Source organism: Mycobacterium sp. (assembly GCF_035570115.1).
Classification (GTDB): domain Bacteria; phylum Actinomycetota; class Actinomycetes; order Mycobacteriales; family Mycobacteriaceae; genus Mycobacterium.
In genome coordinates, this window is sequence record NZ_DATMLH010000069.1 from 11406 (window position 1) to 28646 (window position 17241).

At 65.2% G+C, this 17241-nt stretch carries 16 protein-coding genes; 13 read left to right on the top strand and 3 right to left on the bottom strand.

Annotation, left to right across the window (positions count from 1 at the left end; translation table 11 throughout):
- The first annotated feature begins 108 nt into the window (after window positions 1-108).
- From eccCa to VNW74_RS05200, 10 genes are all read left to right on the top strand, one after another.
- A complete protein-coding gene (gene eccCa / locus VNW74_RS05155) occupies window positions 109-4020 on the top strand; it encodes a type VII secretion protein EccCa (RefSeq protein ID WP_414686602.1) in 3912 nt (1303 codons plus the stop codon).
- Entirely contained in the window at window positions 4002-5234 is a 1233-nt protein-coding gene (locus VNW74_RS05160) for a type VII secretion-associated protein (protein ID WP_325675539.1), read from the top strand. The genes eccCa and VNW74_RS05160 overlap by 19 nt, the downstream gene beginning before the upstream one ends.
- 82 nt (window positions 5235-5316) lie before the next feature.
- A complete protein-coding gene (locus VNW74_RS05165) occupies window positions 5317-5661 on the top strand; it encodes a WXG100 family type VII secretion target (RefSeq protein ID WP_325675521.1) in 345 nt (114 codons plus the stop codon).
- Window positions 5662-5672: 11 nt separating this feature from the next.
- Window positions 5673-5969, top strand: a complete 297-nt coding sequence (locus VNW74_RS05170; RefSeq protein ID WP_325675522.1) for a WXG100 family type VII secretion target — start codon at window positions 5673-5675, stop codon at window positions 5967-5969.
- A 490-nt stretch (window positions 5970-6459) separates the two neighbouring features.
- A complete protein-coding gene (locus tag VNW74_RS05175; protein ID WP_325675523.1) occupies window positions 6460-7449 on the top strand; it encodes a hypothetical protein in 990 nt (329 codons plus the stop codon).
- Window positions 7450-7692: 243 nt separating this feature from the next.
- Window positions 7693-8136 carry a 50S ribosomal protein L13 gene (rplM, locus tag VNW74_RS05180; RefSeq protein ID WP_325675524.1) on the top strand — a complete coding sequence of 148 codons (444 nt, stop codon included), beginning with the start codon at window positions 7693-7695 and terminating at the stop codon, window positions 8134-8136.
- Complete coding sequence (rpsI, locus tag VNW74_RS05185; protein ID WP_325675525.1) at window positions 8133-8624, top strand: 30S ribosomal protein S9; 492 nt, start codon at window positions 8133-8135, stop codon at window positions 8622-8624. The genes rplM and rpsI overlap by 4 nt, the downstream gene beginning before the upstream one ends.
- Before the next feature lie 99 nt (window positions 8625-8723).
- Window positions 8724-10061 (top strand): phosphoglucosamine mutase, encoded by a 1338-nt coding sequence (gene glmM / locus VNW74_RS05190; RefSeq protein WP_325675526.1) that lies wholly within the window; start codon window positions 8724-8726, stop codon window positions 10059-10061.
- A gap of 57 nt (window positions 10062-10118) precedes the next feature.
- On the top strand, window positions 10119-10421 hold the full coding sequence (locus VNW74_RS05195) for a type VII secretion target (protein WP_325675527.1): 303 nt from the start codon (window positions 10119-10121) through the stop codon (window positions 10419-10421).
- A 3-nt stretch (window positions 10422-10424) separates the two neighbouring features.
- Window positions 10425-11810: a hypothetical protein gene (locus tag VNW74_RS05200; protein WP_325675528.1), complete on the top strand. Its 1386-nt coding sequence runs from the start codon at window positions 10425-10427 to the stop codon at window positions 11808-11810.
- Window positions 11811-11814: 4 nt separating this feature from the next.
- Here the strand turns inward: VNW74_RS05200 and VNW74_RS05205 are convergent, their stop codons facing one another.
- Both VNW74_RS05205 and VNW74_RS05210 read right to left on the bottom strand, forming a co-directional pair.
- Window positions 11815-12858 carry an LLM class F420-dependent oxidoreductase gene (locus VNW74_RS05205; protein WP_325675529.1) on the bottom strand — a complete coding sequence of 348 codons (1044 nt, stop codon included), beginning with the start codon at window positions 12856-12858 and terminating at the stop codon, window positions 11815-11817.
- 37 nt (window positions 12859-12895) lie between these two features.
- Window positions 12896-13738: a hypothetical protein gene (locus tag VNW74_RS05210; protein ID WP_325675530.1), complete on the bottom strand. Its 843-nt coding sequence runs from the start codon at window positions 13736-13738 to the stop codon at window positions 12896-12898.
- A 189-nt stretch (window positions 13739-13927) separates the two neighbouring features.
- On the opposite strand from VNW74_RS05210, the gene VNW74_RS05215 reads away from it, so the two are divergent.
- Window positions 13928-14179: a hypothetical protein gene (locus tag VNW74_RS05215; RefSeq protein ID WP_325675531.1), complete on the top strand. Its 252-nt coding sequence runs from the start codon at window positions 13928-13930 to the stop codon at window positions 14177-14179.
- A 79-nt stretch (window positions 14180-14258) separates the two neighbouring features.
- On the opposite strand, the gene VNW74_RS05220 is transcribed toward VNW74_RS05215, so the two are convergent.
- Window positions 14259-14744: a cupin domain-containing protein gene (locus VNW74_RS05220; protein ID WP_414686603.1), complete on the bottom strand. Its 486-nt coding sequence runs from the start codon at window positions 14742-14744 to the stop codon at window positions 14259-14261.
- Between the two features lie 222 nt (window positions 14745-14966).
- Between VNW74_RS05220 and VNW74_RS05225 the strand changes: the two genes are divergently transcribed.
- Window positions 14967-15287 (top strand): hypothetical protein, encoded by a 321-nt coding sequence (locus VNW74_RS05225; protein WP_325675533.1) that lies wholly within the window; start codon window positions 14967-14969, stop codon window positions 15285-15287.
- Between the two features lie 161 nt (window positions 15288-15448).
- Window positions 15449-17241: glutamine--fructose-6-phosphate transaminase (isomerizing) (glmS, locus tag VNW74_RS05230; protein WP_325675534.1), on the top strand; the 1793-nt coding region annotated here is incomplete at its 3' end.

Sequence of the window (17241 nt, forward strand, 5' to 3'; positions counted from 1 at the left end):
GCCGGCGCAAGACCGCGCATGCGTTGATCCACAGCTGACTTGCGGCTGATTGCGGTCGCACTTACGGTGCCAATCGCATTTGGCGCAGTGACGATGCCGGAGGGCTGGATGGGGCAGCGCGATAGCTCTGCGACGGTGGAGTTCATATCGCCGCCGCGGCTGAACCCTCCGCTTTTCGAGACGGCCGACACCGTTATCGCGGCTCCGCCGGAAGTGAGCCGACCCATACGGGCGAACGTGATGACCCGTTTTCTGCCGGTCGTCATGGCCATCGCGACTGTGGGGATGATGGCGGTGGTCTTTGTTTCACGGTCGGGCGTGGCGCGCAATCCGGTGTTCATGACGTTTCCGCTGATGATGCTGTTGTCAGCAGTGGCGACGGTGGTGTCCGGCGCGGATCGACAGCGCGGTGAGATCAACGCTGACCGCGCCGAGTATCTGGGCTACCTCTCCGACTTACGCGGCACCGTCGTCAAGACTGCCGCGGCACAGTGCTATTCGCTGGTGTGGTGCCATCCCGATCCTGACGCGCTGTGGACGCTGGTGGGCAGCTGCCGGATGTGGGAACGGCGACCGGCGGACTCAGACTTCTGCAACGTTCGGATCGGCGTCGGAACACAGCGTCTTGCCACCCGTTTGGTGCCTCCGCAGACCGGGCCGGCTCAGCCGCCGGATCCAGTAACCAGTACAGCGCTGCGCCGATTCCTCCGAACGCACTCGACAGTCTCGGGTGCGCCGATCGCGATCGCCCTACGCGGATTAAAGGCCGTGGCGGTCGGCGGGGAAGCGATGCACGCGCGTGCGCTGTTGCGCGCGATGATTTGTCAGCTCGCCGTGATGCACAGTCCGAGCCTGGTCTTGATTGTCGCCGTAATCAGTGACCGCAAGCGAGGCGACTGGGACTGGTTGAAATGGCTACCGCACCATCAGCATCCGCACGCCGACGACCGTCTCGGCTCTGCCCGGATGGCGTACTCGTCGCTGGCTGCGGCCGAGAAGGCGCTCGCCGGTTTGATGCCAGACCGCGTGCCGGCCCACGTGATAGTCGTTGTCGACCACGACCTCGATGCCGGAAGCGTGCTCGAAAGTGCCACCGGTGGCGTGACTTTGCTGTCGGTCGACACCTGCGATGACGGCGCGGCAACAGCTGGGGTGCTGCGGCTGCTGGTGAGCGAGAACCGGGTGGCAACCGCGCCGCCGGGCGCCGACGAAGCGTACGCACATCCCGATCAGATGAGTTACCCCGATGCGCTGGTGTGTGCGCAAAGACTGGCCGGGTACCGGGCCGGGCCGGATGCGTCCGCGGCCGCACCCGGGGTCGGCTTGGGCTGGCTCGATCTCCTCGGGATTGGTGATCTCGAGTCGTATAACCCGACTGATCGTTGGAACAGCAGAAGTCGCCGCGATCGGCTTCGTGTTCCCATCGGCACGACACCAACCGGCGCGCCAGTCGACCTCGATATCAAGGAAGCCGCCGAAAAAGGCATGGGGCCACACGGCCTTTGCATCGGGGCGACCGGGTCGGGTAAGTCGGAGTTCTTGCGCACGGTCGCACTCGGGATGATGGCCCGTCATTCACCCGAAGAGCTCAACCTGGCCCTGATTGACTTCAAGGGGGGTGCGACGTTCGCCGGCTTGGAACCGGCGCCGCACGTCGCGGCTGTCATCACCAACTTGTCCGACAAGGCGGCACTGGTCGCTCGAATGCGGGATGCCCTAACCGGTGAAATGAATCGCCGACAGGAAGCGCTTCGCTTGGCGGGCAACCTCGACGGGATGGTCGCTTACGATCGGGCGCGGCGTGCAGGTAGCCGATTAGCACCCCTGCCGGTGCTGTTCATCATCGTGGACGAATTCTCCGAACTGCTCAGTCATCATCCGGATTTCGCTGACGTCTTCGTAGCAATCGGCCGACTAGGGCGATCGCTGGGTATGCATCTGCTGCTGGCCAGTCAACGTCTGGACGAGGGCAGACTTCGTGGGCTGGAATCGCATCTGTCGTATCGCGTGTGCCTGAAAACATGGTCGGCCAACGAATCGCGACTTGTGTTGGGAACATCCGATGCTTATGAACTGCCCAGCACGCCGGGCTCGGCGTATCTACGGGTGGGCACCGATGACTTGATTCGGTTCCAAACCGCGTATGTTTCCGGCCCTTGGAATGCGAAAACCCCAGAGGTTGCAAAGGATTTCGGTTTGCCCGACGACGTGAAAGTACCGGCGGTTGTCCGATTGTTCACCGGCGGGCCGGCAGGGCCGGTCACGCTTACCGGTAGGACCGGCGCGGGTCTCGTTGATCGGCGCACGCTCCTTCAGACGGTCGTGGATCGGCTGACCGGGTATGGGCCTCGTGCGCATGAGGTGTGGCTACCGCCGCTCGCAGCGACGCCGGCACTGGACACGGTGCTGCGCGAGGCCGAATCCACTGGCGAACCCACGCAGGCGTTGACCGTTTCCATCGGTATCGTTGATCGCCCGTTCGAGCAACGGCGGACGCCGCTCGTTGTCGACTTATCAAGCGCTGCCGGCAATGTCGCCGTAGTCGGAGCACCTCAGTCCGGCAAGTCGACAACTTTGCGCACGCTGATCGCTGCGCTGGCGGTCACCCACGAGCCGGGCTCGGTGCAGTTCTACTGTCTCGACTTCGGCGGTGGGATGTTGGCATCGCTGCGTGACTGGCCGCATGTCGGTTCGGTCGCTGGGAGAACAGAATCGCAGTTGGCTCAACGCATGATCGCCCAGCTTGAAGCAATCATCCGGTCTCGCGAGACCGTCTTCCGCGACCACGGGATCGAATCGATGGCGCATTATCGCGTACTGAAGACGCGGCAAGATCCAATATGCGACAGATTCGGTGATGTATTCCTGATCGTCGATGGGTGGGCAACCCTACGCCGTGAATTCGAAACTATCGAGGCATCGATCACAAGCCTCGCTGTACAGGGACTCTCATTCGGTGTGCATATCGTGATATCTGCATCGCGATGGGCTGAGATTCGTCCCGCGCTCAAGGATCAGATTGGGACCCGAATCGAGTTGCGGCTGGGCGATCCCACGGATTCCGAGCTGGACCGTCGGCGGGCTCAGCAAGTCCCCGATGGAAAGCCGGGTCGAGGGCTTTCCCACGATGGGCTGCACATGGTGATCGCCCTGCCCAGGCTGGACGGCGCCGGCTCGAGTTCTGGCCTGGTCGAGGCCGGTGCGCGAATCGGAGAGATGTTGCGGCGCCGTCACAGCGGGTCGACCGCACCACCGATACGCCTCCTGCCCACACTCGTCGACTACCGCAGCATAGTTGAACGAGCGGTCGAAGGGCGAGACGCCGACGTCTTCATCGGTCTCGAGGACGGTGAACTACGGCCACTGGCAATCGATTTTGCTCAGCAGCTGCACCTTCTGATTCTCGGGGACAGCGAATGCGGCAAGACAGCCGCATTGCGCACCATTTGCCGTGAGCTCTTGCGGACCACGACAGCGGCCCAGTCCCAATTGTTCATCGTCGATTTCCGACGCTCGCTTTTCGGCGTCGTCGAGCCCGAGTCCGAACATCTTGGCGGATACCTCGTCTCGGCGGATGCGGTCGACGCGGCCGTACCGCGTCTTGTCGAACGGCTGCGCGGAAGGGTGCCGCCTTCGAACGTTACGTCCGCGCAACTGCGCACCCGGTCCTGGTGGTCGGGGCCCGAGATATACGTCGTGATCGACGATTACGACCTGGTTGCCTCCGATCGGAGCAATCCGCTGACACCGCTGTTGGAATTTCTGCCGCAAGCTAAAGACCTGGGGCTGCACTTGGTGGTGGCCCGGCGCAGCGGTAGCGCCGCTCGCGCCCTGTTCGAGCCCCTTCTCGCTGGGTTGCGAGATGCCGGCTGTATGGCATTGATCATGAGCGGAAGCCCGGACGAGGGCCCATTGATTGGGTCGGTGCGCCAGTCGCCCATGCCGCCTGGCCGTGGCACGCTGATCACTCGTCAAGGCAACTCGCAGTTGGTGCAGGTCGCCTGGAGCCCGCCGCCGTGATCGCGCAGGTAGTCGAGGTCGGTCCAAACGTGATCCGCCAATTATGTTGCGATGGCGGCGCAGTCGCTGACAACGAGATGGTAAGGATTGCGTTCGACAGCATCGACGATCCGGTAACCCTGGTCGACCTTCGTCCCGTCCCAATCGACTTGCTGTGGCGGACGGTGCTGGGGTCGCTGGACTGCGGGAGCCCTGAACGTGCGATCGTCGTCCACCCGTCGTGGTGGGCGCCGAGGCGCGTTGATTTGGTCAGCACGGCGGCGCGGGTCCTCGCCGGCGAGGTTGTGATGCGACCGCGATCATGGTTGCTGACCCAGGCATCCCCGGTCGAATCCCAGCACCTGACCGTGGTTGTAGAGATCGCTGACTGCTTCGTGGTGATCACCGGTGCGGCGGTGATCACCGAAACCCGCCGCGGAGAACCGCAGTGTGTCGCTGAGGCGGTCGTGCGTTCCATCCGCGAGATGACGTCGGACCCGACCGCCGTCGTCGTGATTGACGCCCCCAGCACGGTAACCGGGGCTGGCGCGTTGGGGGCGATGATCGCTGAAGGCATGCGCGCGAGCGGCGGGATAACCGCGGTGCAAGTCGATGACGCCCTGTTCAAAAGTTGTGCCGCAGAGATCTTTCAGCGTGAAGGCAGTCCTTCTGAGTCGCGCTACACCGAAGTTGCGGGTCGGGGTTATCCCCGTCACTGGGGGCTGGTGTTGGTTGTAATGCTGATCATCGGAGCGCTCGGGGCGCTCGTCTCGGCCCGTCGCAGCGCACCCGCGGGCAGTGACGTTCCGACAACGTTTCTGGTGGAAGGTCGCGTCGCGCTTGAGGTTCCGGCGGAATGGCCGACGCAGCGGATCGTAGCCGGGCCCGGTTCGGCGCGCGTGCAGGTCACGTCGCCGTCGGATCCCGAGGTGGCGCTGCACGTGACGCAATCGCGGGTTGCCATTGCAACTCTGAGCGCCACCGCCGAGTCGCTGAAGCATGCGATTGACGCCGAGCCAACCGGCGTATTCGTTGACTTCAACCCGGCCGGCAATAGCGCCGGCCGCGCTGCGGTGACCTATCGGGAGGTCCGGTCTGGCCACGACATCCGATGGACCGTGCTGGTCGACAAGGCCGTCCGGATCAGCATCGGATGTCAAAGCCGCCACGGACACGACGATGCGATGCGGCAGGTATGCGATCTGGCGGTGCGGTCGGCTCGGACATTGAGCTGAGTTATACGCCTGCCGAACGGCGGGAACCGGAACACGTGCGCAGGCGTCCTACATGTCGTTGGCGCGGTTAGGTCTGCGACCGTTGGGCAAAGGGGAAAAGGTGAATACATCCGCAGGTGGCAACACGCTCAGCACCGATTTTGATCTGATGCGCTCGGTTGCAGCGGCGATCGACACCCGTAATGAGGAGATCCGAACGACGCTGCAGGCATTCATCGGTCATATGAGCAGTGTGCCGTCGTCGGTATGGGGTGGCGCCGCGGCAGCGCGCTTCAAGGACGTGGTGCATCGGTGGAATGCGGAGTCGATGAAACTTCACCATGCGCTCCACAGCATCGCGGAGACGATTCGTTACAACGAAGCCGCACTGCGGGAGGCGGCCGACAACCATGCGCACCACATCGGCAGCGCCGGCGGGAATTTGTGAGGCCGCCAGCAGTGGACCCACGGCTGTTCTACAACTTCGAAGAGATCGAATGCTCGGTCCGCCAGGAGATCCACACCACTTCGGCCCGCTTCAACGCAGCGTTGCAGGAGTTGAAGTCTCAGGTTGCGCCGCTGCAGGAACTGTGGACCCGCGAAGCCGCCACCGCTTATGGGGTCGAGCAGCTGAAGTGGCATCAGGCGGCCATTGCCCTCAACGAAATCTTGGTCGACCTCGGAAACGCGGTGCGTGACGGCGCCGACGACGTTGCTGCGGCCGATCGCCGGGCGGCCGGTGTGTGGAAGCGTTAGCCACCGGGCCGCACAGAAGCTCTGCGCGGTCCCGACGGAGGGGAGAGCCCGCGGGACCGCGCAGTCATATCCACATTTCCGGCAACAAGGGGGGTCCGTAGACGTTTACCGGTCACTCCACCAGGAGGTTTGTGATTGCTTCATGGCACGGTGCCGGCGTGATGCGGATATGAGGCCGATCGGCACATCTAGGTAATCACCTCCGATCGGGCCGAAAGGCTCGACGTCCTCGTCCAGCGTGAAATTGGCCGAGCAGTAGGACAGCGTGGTCTCCGGCTGCGCTGGGCTGCCGTTTAACCCCCTTCTGGCTAGTTATGTTGATATTGATGCGTTTGCTGGTCCTCCCACGCACCGATGGTGATGGGTGAACAATCCGGAGCGCTTTAGTTACGTTTGTTTTAATTCGCCGAAATCTGCGATGCTGCCGCGATCTTTCAGATACTTTATGCGCTCTAAGCCCCGGGTCGGGCTATCCATAAAGGGGAGGATCATGCAGCAAATACTTCGTTCTTATGCCACCGTCGGGGTCGCGCTGCTGGGCGCCGGAATGATCGCCGTCACTCCGCTGGAGTTGCGCCCACCCGACGTGCAGTTGCGCTCGATCCAGCTGGCCGGGGTGTCAGACCTGCTGGGGGACGTCGAGAATGCGTTGGGCGGACTTGCCGGGAACTTGGATCTCGGTGACGCCAACCCGTTGGATAGCCTGCCGTTGGTGGGCGGTCTGTTTTCTGATCCGAGTGCCCCGGTCGGTTTGCCCGATATCGGTAACCTCGACGTCTATCTCAACCTGATCACGCAGTTCATCCAGGACGCGACGACGATCGACGGCCATTGGGTCCTCGAGGAACCATTCCAAATTTTGAGCACCATTTTCACAGGTGGAATCCCCAGCCTGACCAACATCGGCGACTTACCCGGCTACCTGGCAGACCAGGTGCTGCCTGCCCTCGTTCAGTCTGGTTTCGGTCCGGTGGACAACACCTTGATCGATTTGGGGCAGATTGGTCACGCATTGGCTTCCGACGTGACCGCGGGGGACGCGTCGGGCGTGCTCAGCACGCTTGCCGCGGCTCCCGGAGACCTCCTGTACGCCTTCCTCTTCCAAAACGGCCTACCCACCGCCTTCGCCGATGCCATCGGATCCGCCGCCACCGAGCTCGGCGATTCCGACGCTTACAACGGATTCCTCGTACCATTCAACGGCCTGGGAGACACCGGCCTGGATGCGCTCGTGAAGCAATTGCCTGAGCTGATCGTCCATGAGTTGTACTACGGCCCCACCGGCGGCACCATACCTCCCCCGGACGCCCTCGACCCGGGATTGCTCGGGGACGTCACGCAGCTCCTCGACGGGTCGTCGATCTCCAGCCTCCTGCCGGATCTCGCTTCGGTCATCTCGCCGGATCTGGCTTCGACGCTGGTTCCTGATCTGGCATCCACGGTGGTGCCCGATCTCGGATCACTGCTGACGGTCTTCTGATCCCATAGCCGCAACAGTGCGGATGCCTCAACCTTGGGAAGGGCCACCGCGGGCCGCCAGTCGGCACGCGGAAGACGGCGTTTTGACCTGCGTGGATGACCGCCGGTAAGCTGCTCCGTTGGCGTGCGGTACGCCGGGACCTCGGGTCAATGTCGGTCGCCGAGATCATCCCTTGCCGTGGACGCCTGACCGGCACCCGGGTCACACCGGGATCCAACCCGAGAGAAAGAAAAGGTAAGCGCTGTGTCTACCTACGCGCCGAAGGCGGGTGACACCACGCGGTCGTGGTATGTCATCGACGCCACGGACGTGGTGCTCGGTCGCCTTGCCGTCGCGGCAGCCAACCTGCTGCGCGGCAAGCACAAGCCGACATTCACCCCCAATGTTGACGGTGGCGATTTCGTCATCGTGATCAATGCCGACAAGGTCGCCATCAGCGGCGACAAACTGCGCAACAAGCTGGCTTACCGCCACTCGGGTTATCCCGGCGGGCTGCATAGCCGCACGATCGGCGAGTTGATGGAAAAGCACCCCGACCGTGTGGTGGAAAAGGCGATCGTGGGCATGCTGCCGAAGAACAAGCTCAGCCGTCAGATCAAGCGCAAGCTGCACGTCTACGCCGGGCCGCAGCACCCGCACACCGCCCAGCAGCCGGCTCCGTTCGAGATCAAGCAGGTGGCCCAATGACAGAAATCGCAGGAACTGAGACCGAAGCCGTGACCGCCGAGACTTCCGAGGCCCCGGCAGCTGCCGCCACGCCGCGGGAAACCGGTGCCGCCGTCGTCATCGACCGGCCGATCCAAGCGGTCGGGCGCCGCAAGGAGGCCGTGGTCCGGGTGCGGCTGGTGCCCGGAACCGGCAAATTCGAGCTCGACGGCCGCAGCCTGGAGGCCTACTTCCCCAACAAGGTGCACCAGCAGCTCATCAAGGCGCCGCTGGTCATCGTCGACCGGCTGGAAGCCTTCGACATCTTTGCCCACCTCGATGGCGGTGGCCCGTCCGGCCAGGCCGGTGCGCTGCGGCTGGCGATCGCCCGGGCATTGATCCTGGTCACGCCCGAGGACCGGCCTGCCCTGAAGAAGGCCGGCTTCCTCACCCGTGACCCGCGCGCCGTCGAGCGCAAGAAGTACGGCCTGAAGAAGGCCCGCAAGGCGCCGCAGTACAGCAAGCGCTGATCCCGGCGGCGATCACGGCCGCGTACCAGTTGGGTGGCACTACGGGCAATCCTCTTGTCATGCGTGTGCGCGGCTACCAACTGTGAGAGGTTTGTCCGCATGGGTCGACTATTCGGCACCGACGGCGTCCGCGGAGTCGCCAATCAAGAGCTCACCGCCGAGCTCGCGCTCGCCTTGGGCGCTGCCGCTGCTCGACGGCTGACCAGCACGAACACCGCGCGCCGGCGTGTTGCGGTGATCGGCCGCGATCCACGTGCCAGCGGCGAGATGCTGGAAGCGGCGGTGATCGCCGGTCTGACCAGTGAAGGTGTGGACGCGCTGCGGGCCGGGGTGCTGCCGACGCCGGCGGTGGCCTACTTGACCAGCGCTTACGACGCCGATTTCGGGGTGATGATCTCGGCGTCGCACAACCCGATGCCCGACAATGGCATCAAGATCTTCGGGCCGGGCGGTCACAAGCTCGACGACGCGACCGAAGACCAGATCGAGGATCTGGTCGCGGCCGGGCCGGGGCTGCGGCCCGCGGGATCGGGAATCGGACGGGTGATCGACGCCGAGGACGCGCTGGACCGCTACCTGCGTCACGTCGGCAAGTCGGGAACCGTCGGGCTCGACGGGTTGACCGTCGTCGTCGACTGCGCGCACGGCGCGGCCTCGGTGGCGGCACCGCGCGCCTACCGGGCGGCCGGGGCTCGGGTCATCGCGATCAACGCCGAACCCAACGGGCTCAACATCAACGACCGCTGCGGGTCGACCCACCTCGATGCGGTGCGATCGGCTGTCCTCGCCCACCGCGCCGACCTCGGTCTGGCGCACGACGGCGACGCCGACCGCTGCCTGGCGATCGATGCCACCGGCCAGGTCGTCGACGGCGACGCGATCATGGTGATCCTGGCGCTGGCGATGAAAGAGGCCGGCGAACTGGTCGACAACACGCTGGTGGCGACCGTGATGAGCAACCTCGGGCTGCATCTGGCGATGCGCGCGGCCGGTGTGAGCGTTCGCACCACCAGCGTCGGCGACCGCTATGTCCTGGAAGAGCTGCGATCCGGTGACTACAGCCTTGGCGGCGAACAATCCGGCCACATCGTGCTGCCCGGGTTGGCGACCACCGGCGACGGCATCCTCATCGGTCTGCGGCTGATGTCGCGGATAGCGCAGACCGGCTCGTCGCTGACCGCCCTGGCCTCCGCGATGCACACTTTGCCGCAGGTGCTGATCAACGTCGGGGTCGCGGACAAGGCAGCCGCCGTCGCCGCGCCCTCGGTTCGCACGGCGGTTCAGCAGGCCGAGGATGAGCTCGGCGATACGGGGCGAATTTTGTTGCGGCCCTCGGGAACCGAACAGATGATTCGTGTCATGGTGGAAGCGGACGACGAGCGCACCGCCCATCGGCTCGCTACCCACGTCGCTGAAACGGTCCGCGCCCAGCACTGACAGCCCGCATCGTCGCCTTCGCGGAACCCCCGGACGGCCCGATGCGTCGAAGCCGGTATGGGACAACGAAATGCGTTCGTCGACGCCGCGGCGGTACGGACCGCCGCAAACCGGTTCGACGATGCCGCGCAACTCATTGACGGCGCGGTGCGCACTCACTTTGCGAGGTTGGCTTTCGACGGGGCAACCGCCGGGCGGGCTTATGTCGGTCACGGCGACGCGCTGCGGTTGGCGCTGAATCGGTTGGCCGATGGGCTTGCGCACTGGGCACGAGCGACCATGGAGATTGCTGCGGCGCTGCGCGCCAGCGCCGACCGCTACGCAGAGGCCGACCTGAGCGCCGCGGGGCGGATCGGCTGAACTATGGCGCAACGTTTTGACGTGGCGGGTCGACTGGCCGAGGGCCGGCCCGCTGTAGAGCACACGCAGACCTACGTGCAGGCATGTCATGTGCTTGGTTACCAGCATCCCGACCTGACCGCGCACGCTGCACAGGTCCAGGATTGGTATGACACCGAAACCGGGCTTGACCTCCGGGTTTTGGACGACGACAGCGCTGCGATTCGGGCGGCGGTCAACACGATCGACGAAGCGCTATGGCTGCAGCGTGGACAGCTCACCGAGATCGCGGCGGCCTGGACGGGCTCGGGAGCCGACTCCGCGACGCAATTTCTGCAGCGCCACTGCGACACCGCAGCGGAGGTGGCCGTGCATGTCCGCGTCGCGGCCGACAGCTACGCCGCGCTGCGCGACAGCTTGTGGCAGGTGGTCGACGGCAAGGCCGCGACCGCTGCCGCCATCGATGATCGCAGGCTAGGGGAGCGGCCCAGTTGGCTGGCGGCGGCACAGACGGTGACGGCTGGGGTGGGCGACTCGGCGGCCGAAGAGCTGGTTCGGCAACGCGTCAATCCCTACGTGGACAACGATATTCGGCTCGACTGGTTGACGGCCATGCGTGCGGCCGCGGCGTCGGCGGAGGCGTCGTACGACGCGGCCATCGACGCGCTGAGCTCGACGCGGGACGTTTGTTTCGAGATTCCCGGTGAACTGGGTCCACGTTGGCAACCGGTATTCGATGAGCCGCCCGGTCGAACCGCGGCCACGGCGACCGTTCCGGAGACGCCGACGCCGGCCGATGTGGTGCCCACTGTGCCGGCTGCGGCGTCGCCCCCCGCGCCACCGCCGACTCCCCAGCCGCCGACCCAACCGCCGGGCGCACTCGACGATTGGTCTTCGATGCCTTCCGACCTGGCCGGCCCGCTGGGCGACACCGCCGGCTTATCCAGCGGCGCAGGCAATCTGGGTAGCCTCGGCAGTCTCGGCGGCGGTCTCGGCGGCCTCGTCGGCAAGATCGTCGACGGCATCGGCGGTCTGGTGGGTTCGTTGGCTGACGGTTTCTCCGACCCGTCCGGGTCCGGAGATCCGCTGTTGGACGATCCCCTGGACGACGACGATCCACTCGGCGGTGGCCCCGACCTGGCGGACGACGATGACACCGACGACGACAGCGATGATCCGGGTGACGCCGATACTGCGGATGCCGAGCCAGTCAGCACCAACGAAGACGCCGCCGACGAAGTACCCGCCGAAAGCCCCCCAGCGGCAGCCGATTCCGTCGACGAGCCGGTAGCCCAGCAGGTCTCGCCGCAGCCGCCGGACGCGGCGCCGGAAGCAGCGCCCGCACCGCAAACCGACGGATCAACGCCGTGTGAGATCGCCGCCGACGAACTGCCCCAGGCGGGGCAGTGATGGATCAACCGGGCAGTAGTTCGCGCAACGCCTCGACATAGCGCACCGATTCATCCCGGTCGGTGCTCACCGGGGTGGCCAATAGTGTTGTCACGCCGGCTTCCGCGAACGCCGCCACCCGTTCGGCGACGAATCCGCGCGGACCGATCAGTGAGATCGAACGCACCAGTTCATCGGGCACAGCGGCGATCGCCTCGTTCTTGCGGCCGCTGAGGTACAGCTCCTGAATTCGGTCCGCGACCTCGACGAACCCGTAGCGGGTCGCCAGGTTGTGGTAGAAGTTGCGACCCTTGGCGCCCATACCGCCGATGTAGAGGGCCAGCTGCGGTTTGAGCCACTCCAGCCGGTTTTCGACATCGTCGCCAATGGCCAGCGATGTGCCCACCATCACGTCCAGGGGGCCCAACGTGGGATCACGTCTGGCTCGTCCGGCGTCCAGTGCCTCACCCCAAACCGATTGCGCCTTCTCCGGATAGAAGAAAATCGGTTGCCAGCCTTCGGCGATTTCGGCCGTCAGTTCCACGTTCTTGGGGCCCAGTGCCGCGATCGATACCGGAATCCGTTCGCGCACAGGATGGTTGATCAGCTGTAGTGCTTTGCCCAATCCGGTGCCGCGCTCGGCCGGCAGCGGAACCTGGTAATGCTTGCCGTTGTAGTTCACGCGCTCCCGGCGCCACACCTGCCGGCAGATCTCCACCACTTCGCGGGTGCGGCCCAGCGGGGCGTCAAATGCGAGACCGTGGAATCCTTCGACGACTTGGGGCCCGGAGGTGCCGATGCCCAGCTGGAATCGGCCGTCGGAGACATAGTCCAAGCCGGCGGCCGTCATGGCCAGCAGCGACGGAGTCCGGGTGTAGATCGGGAACACGCCCGACCCGAGCTCGATCGTGCTGGTCTTGGCCGCCAGATAGCCGAGCTGGCTGACCGCGTCGTAAGAATAGGCCTCGGCGACCAGGACGATATCGGCGCCGATCTTCTCCAGCTCCACGACGTGCTCCACGGCTTCCTTGAAGCCGCCGGAGTAGTTCAGCGTAAGTCCGATTCTCATTGCGACTTTATAACACCCAACCGGTTGGTTGGTTCGCTCAGCCCTTCAGTAACGCGACGAACTTTTCCTCCGGGCTCACCGGCGTCGCCGCCTGCTCTGCGGCGACGGTCCTGGGCAATTGGACGTCTGGATCGGCGAAGTCCCGATACGTCTTGTCACCGCCGAGTGCATACAGCAGATACCCGGTCAGCAACGCGCGAATCGCCTTCTGTGTCTTGCGATCGGGACCGCCTAGGCCGAACGCCGCCGTCAGCCGACGGCCCTCGGTGAGCCCGCCGGGCTGGGCTTTGTTGACCACCCGCAGCGTGGCCATGTCCCAGGCTCGCCACAGGTCAAGGGCGTTGGAGCGCAATTTCTTGGCATCGCCGGGTGCGCTGAACACCACGCCGGGCACGTTCAGCGTCGCGGCCGGTTGCTCGGCGGGCGGGCTGGTGACGGTCGGAAAGATCGCCGCCACCGCCTCGGGCTTGGCCTTCATCCCGGCCGCCGCAAACACCGCAGCCGAGCCGCCGAAGCCGTGGCCGATCACGCCGAGTCTGCTGGGATGCACGCTGATCTTGCCCGGGCCAAGGCGCACCCCCGCGGCGATGTCGAGCGCGGTGCCCAGATCGAAGGCCAGGTTCAGTACCGAGGGCGCCAGTCCTCGCTCGGTGTCGGGGGCCGCCGCAACGATGCCCCACGAGGCCAGGTGCTCCAGCAAGCGCGAATAGCGGTCGACGCCGGTGAGCCAGTCGTGGCCGAAGGCCACACCGGGCAGGTTCAGTCCCGCTTCGGGTGTGTAGACCACGCCTGGCAAGCCGGCAAAGGCCAGGTCACCGCGCAGGACGCGATGCGGCCCCGGCCGGGTGAGGGCGGCAACAAGCTTGCGAGCGCTGGCCACCCGTTGACGGTAGCGCACTGCGGCGCTGCCCCGGACACCCTGCAGCGGCGGGCGCTCTGACACTCGCAGCGGCACGGCTTACTGACAGCTGTAAACCAGCCAATGGCAAGGTGATTCACAGAAACTCGCAAGAAAACACGCGCGGCTGGATACGTTTAGTCGGCGGGCCGTGCGTGGTACTACGAGGTCGTGAAAAACATCAAACGAATCGCAGCCGCGACTGCCCTCACCACAGGTCTTGGACTTGCTGGTCTGGGTGCGGCGAGCGTTGCTGAGGCTTATCCGGCGCCGGTGCCCGACTATCACTGGTGTCCCGGCCAGTTCTGGGACCCGGGCTGGGGCCACAACTGGGACGGGGGCCGTTGTCACGACGACTTCTACTTCGACGGCGAACCGCACGATCAGGGCCACTGGCACGGCCCCGGCCCGTGGCACCCCTGAGCTAAGACACTTTCCACATCACCCGAGCGCAGCCGTCCCACCTGGGGCGGCTGCGCTGCTTTGGTCGGATATCGCGGGCCTACAGCGCGTAGAGCTCTGGCAGATTGACGACGACCGCCTCCTGGGTGCTCCGAGCGATCACGACCGTGGCCGGCTCGTCCGGGCTCGGGTTCTCTTCCCGATGAGGCAAATACGGCGGTATGAAGACGTAGTCGCCGGGATTGGTGGCGATGCGCACCTCGTGTTCGCCGTCAAAAAACACGAAGTCGGGGTGGCCGCTGCGGACAAAGATCGCCGTTTCGGATTCTCCGTGGTGATGGTTGGCCGACACCGTCCGCGGGTGGACGTGCGTCTCGCCCATCCAGAGCTTTTCCGAGCCGACCGTGCGTCCACTGATCGCGGCGAAGCGCTGCATGCCCTCGCTCTGCGCGGTGTCGGCGTCGATCTCAGCCGACTTGACATGGTGCACTCGATTCCGAGCCACTCGATCGCTTTGCTGCAAGTTGGGGTGAAACCCGTCATCGGCCACTGCTGTCTCCTCCTGTCGACGGCGCCGCGTCGCCATGTTTGTCACGCGTCCAGTGTCGACCAGGCCGATTCTCGGCCGCATATCGCCCGCCGGCCTGGGTTCCTGCGACAACGCGCTGATGGGCCGCTTACGTCGCCGTCAACTCCACTTCCTGCAGGTACTGAAACACAGTCAATACCAAGCTGATTCATAGGAATTCACAAGAAAAACCGTCAGCGAGATGTTTGGTCGCCCCGGTTTGCGTGGTAATAAGACAAGGTGAAGAACATCAAACGAATCGCAGCCGCGACTGCCCTCACCACGGGTCTGGGACTTGCTGGTCTGGGTGCGGCGAGCGTTGCTGAGGCTAATCCCGGGCCGATGCCCGACTATCACTGGTGCCCCGGCCAGTGGTGGGACCCGGGCTGGGGCCAAAACTGGGGTTGGGACCGCTGCCATGACGACTTCTACTTCGACGGCGAGCCCCGCGACCAGGGCCACTGGCACGGCTATGGCCCTTGGCACCCAGACGGCCCGGGTGGTTGGGGTCCGGGTGGTGGTCCCGGCTGGGGCCCGCCCCCACCAGGACCGGGCTGGTAATCCGGCCCCGACCCCTGCCGGGAGCCGACGCTGAGATAGCGGCGGCTCTTGAGCCATGGAACCGAGATCAGATAGCCCTGCGTACCCGGCCGCAAGCCGCAACCGCAGGTCAGACGAGTGCAGCCGTCCCAGCCGGGGCGGCTGCACTACCCTGATGGGCTATGTGCGGAATCGTCGGATATGTCGGGCATCAGTCAGCCCGCGACGTCGTCGTCGACGCACTGCGGCGGATGGAATACCGCGGTTACGACTCGGCGGGCATTGCACTGGTCGACGGGGTCGGCAAATTGACGGTGCGCCGGCGTGCCGGACGGTTGTCCAACCTGGAGAGCGCGCTCGCGGACACCGAGCCCGCCGCATTGGCCGGTACCACGGCCCTCGGTCACACCCGCTGGGCCACCCACGGACGTCCCACCGATCGCAACGCGCACCCGCATCGTGACGCGGCGGGCAAGATCGCCGTCGTCCACAACGGCATCATCGAGAACTTCACCATCCTGCGCCACGAGCTGGAGGCGGCCGGCGTGGAGTTCGCCAGCGACACGGACACCGAGGTCGCCGTACACCTGGTGGCGCGGGCGTATCAGCACGGTGAGACCGCGGGCGACTTCGTCGGTTCGGTGTTGGCCGTGCTGCGCCGCCTCGAAGGCCACTTCACCCTGGTATTTGCGAACGCCGACGAGCCGGGCACCATCGTCGCCGCGCGCCGCTCGACACCGCTGGTCGTTGGCATCGGCGACGGCGAGATGTTCGTCGGCTCCGACGTGGCCGCGTTCATCGAGCACACCCGCGACGCGGTCGAATTGGACCAGGACCAGGCCGTGGTGATCACCGCGGACGGCTACCGGATCACCGACTTCGACGGCAACGACGATGCCGCCAATGCACACAAGTTTCACATCGACTGGGACCTGGCCGCCGCCGAGAAGGGCGGCTACGAGTACTTCATGCTCAAGGAGATCGCCGAGCAGCCCACCGCGGTGGCCGACACGTTAGTCGGGCATTTCGTCGACGGCCGGATCGTGCTCGACGAGCAGCGGCTCTCCGATCAGGAGCTGCGCGAGATCGACAAGGTCTTCGTGGTCGCCTGCGGGACCGCGTATCACTCCGGGCTGCTGGCCAAGTACGCGATCGAGCACTGGACCCGGCTGCCCGTCGAAGTGGAGCTGGCCAGCGAGTTCCGCTACCGCGACCCGGTGCTGGACCGCAGCACGCTGGTGGTCGCCATCTCGCAGTCGGGTGAGACCGCCGACACCTTGGAGGCGGTCCGGCACGCCAAGGAGCAGAAGGCCAAGGTCCTGGCGATCTGCAACACCAACGGCTCCCAGATCCCGCGCGAATGCGACGCGGTGCTCTACACCCGCGCCGGACCGGAGATCGGGGTCGCGTCGACAAAGACCTTCTTGGCGCAGATCGCGGGCAACTATCTGGTCGGCCTGGCGTTGGCGCAGGCCCGCGGCACCAAATACCCCGACGAGGTCGAACGCGAATACCGCGAGCTGGAATCCATGCCGGACCTGGTGGCCCGGGTGATCTCCGAGATCGAGCCGGTCGCCGCGCTGGCTTATCGGTTCGCCCAGGCGTCGACCATCCTGTTCCTCGGTCGCCACGTCGGCTACCCGGTCGCGCTGGAAGGCGCGTTGAAACTCAAGGAATTGGCCTATATGCACGCCGAAGGTTTCGCCGCCGGTGAGCTTAAGCATGGCCCGATCGCGCTGATCGAAGACGGCCTGCCGGTATTCGTCGTGATGCCCTCACCCAAGAGCTCGGCCATGCTGCACGCCAAGCTGCTGTCCAACATCCGCGAGATCCAGACCCGCGGCGCGGTCACCATCGTCATCGCCGAGGAGGGCGACGACACCGTGCGCCCCTACGCCGACCACCTGATCGAAATCCCTTCGGTGTCAACGCTTTTCCAGCCGCTGCTGTCGACTATTCCGCTGCAGGTGTTCGC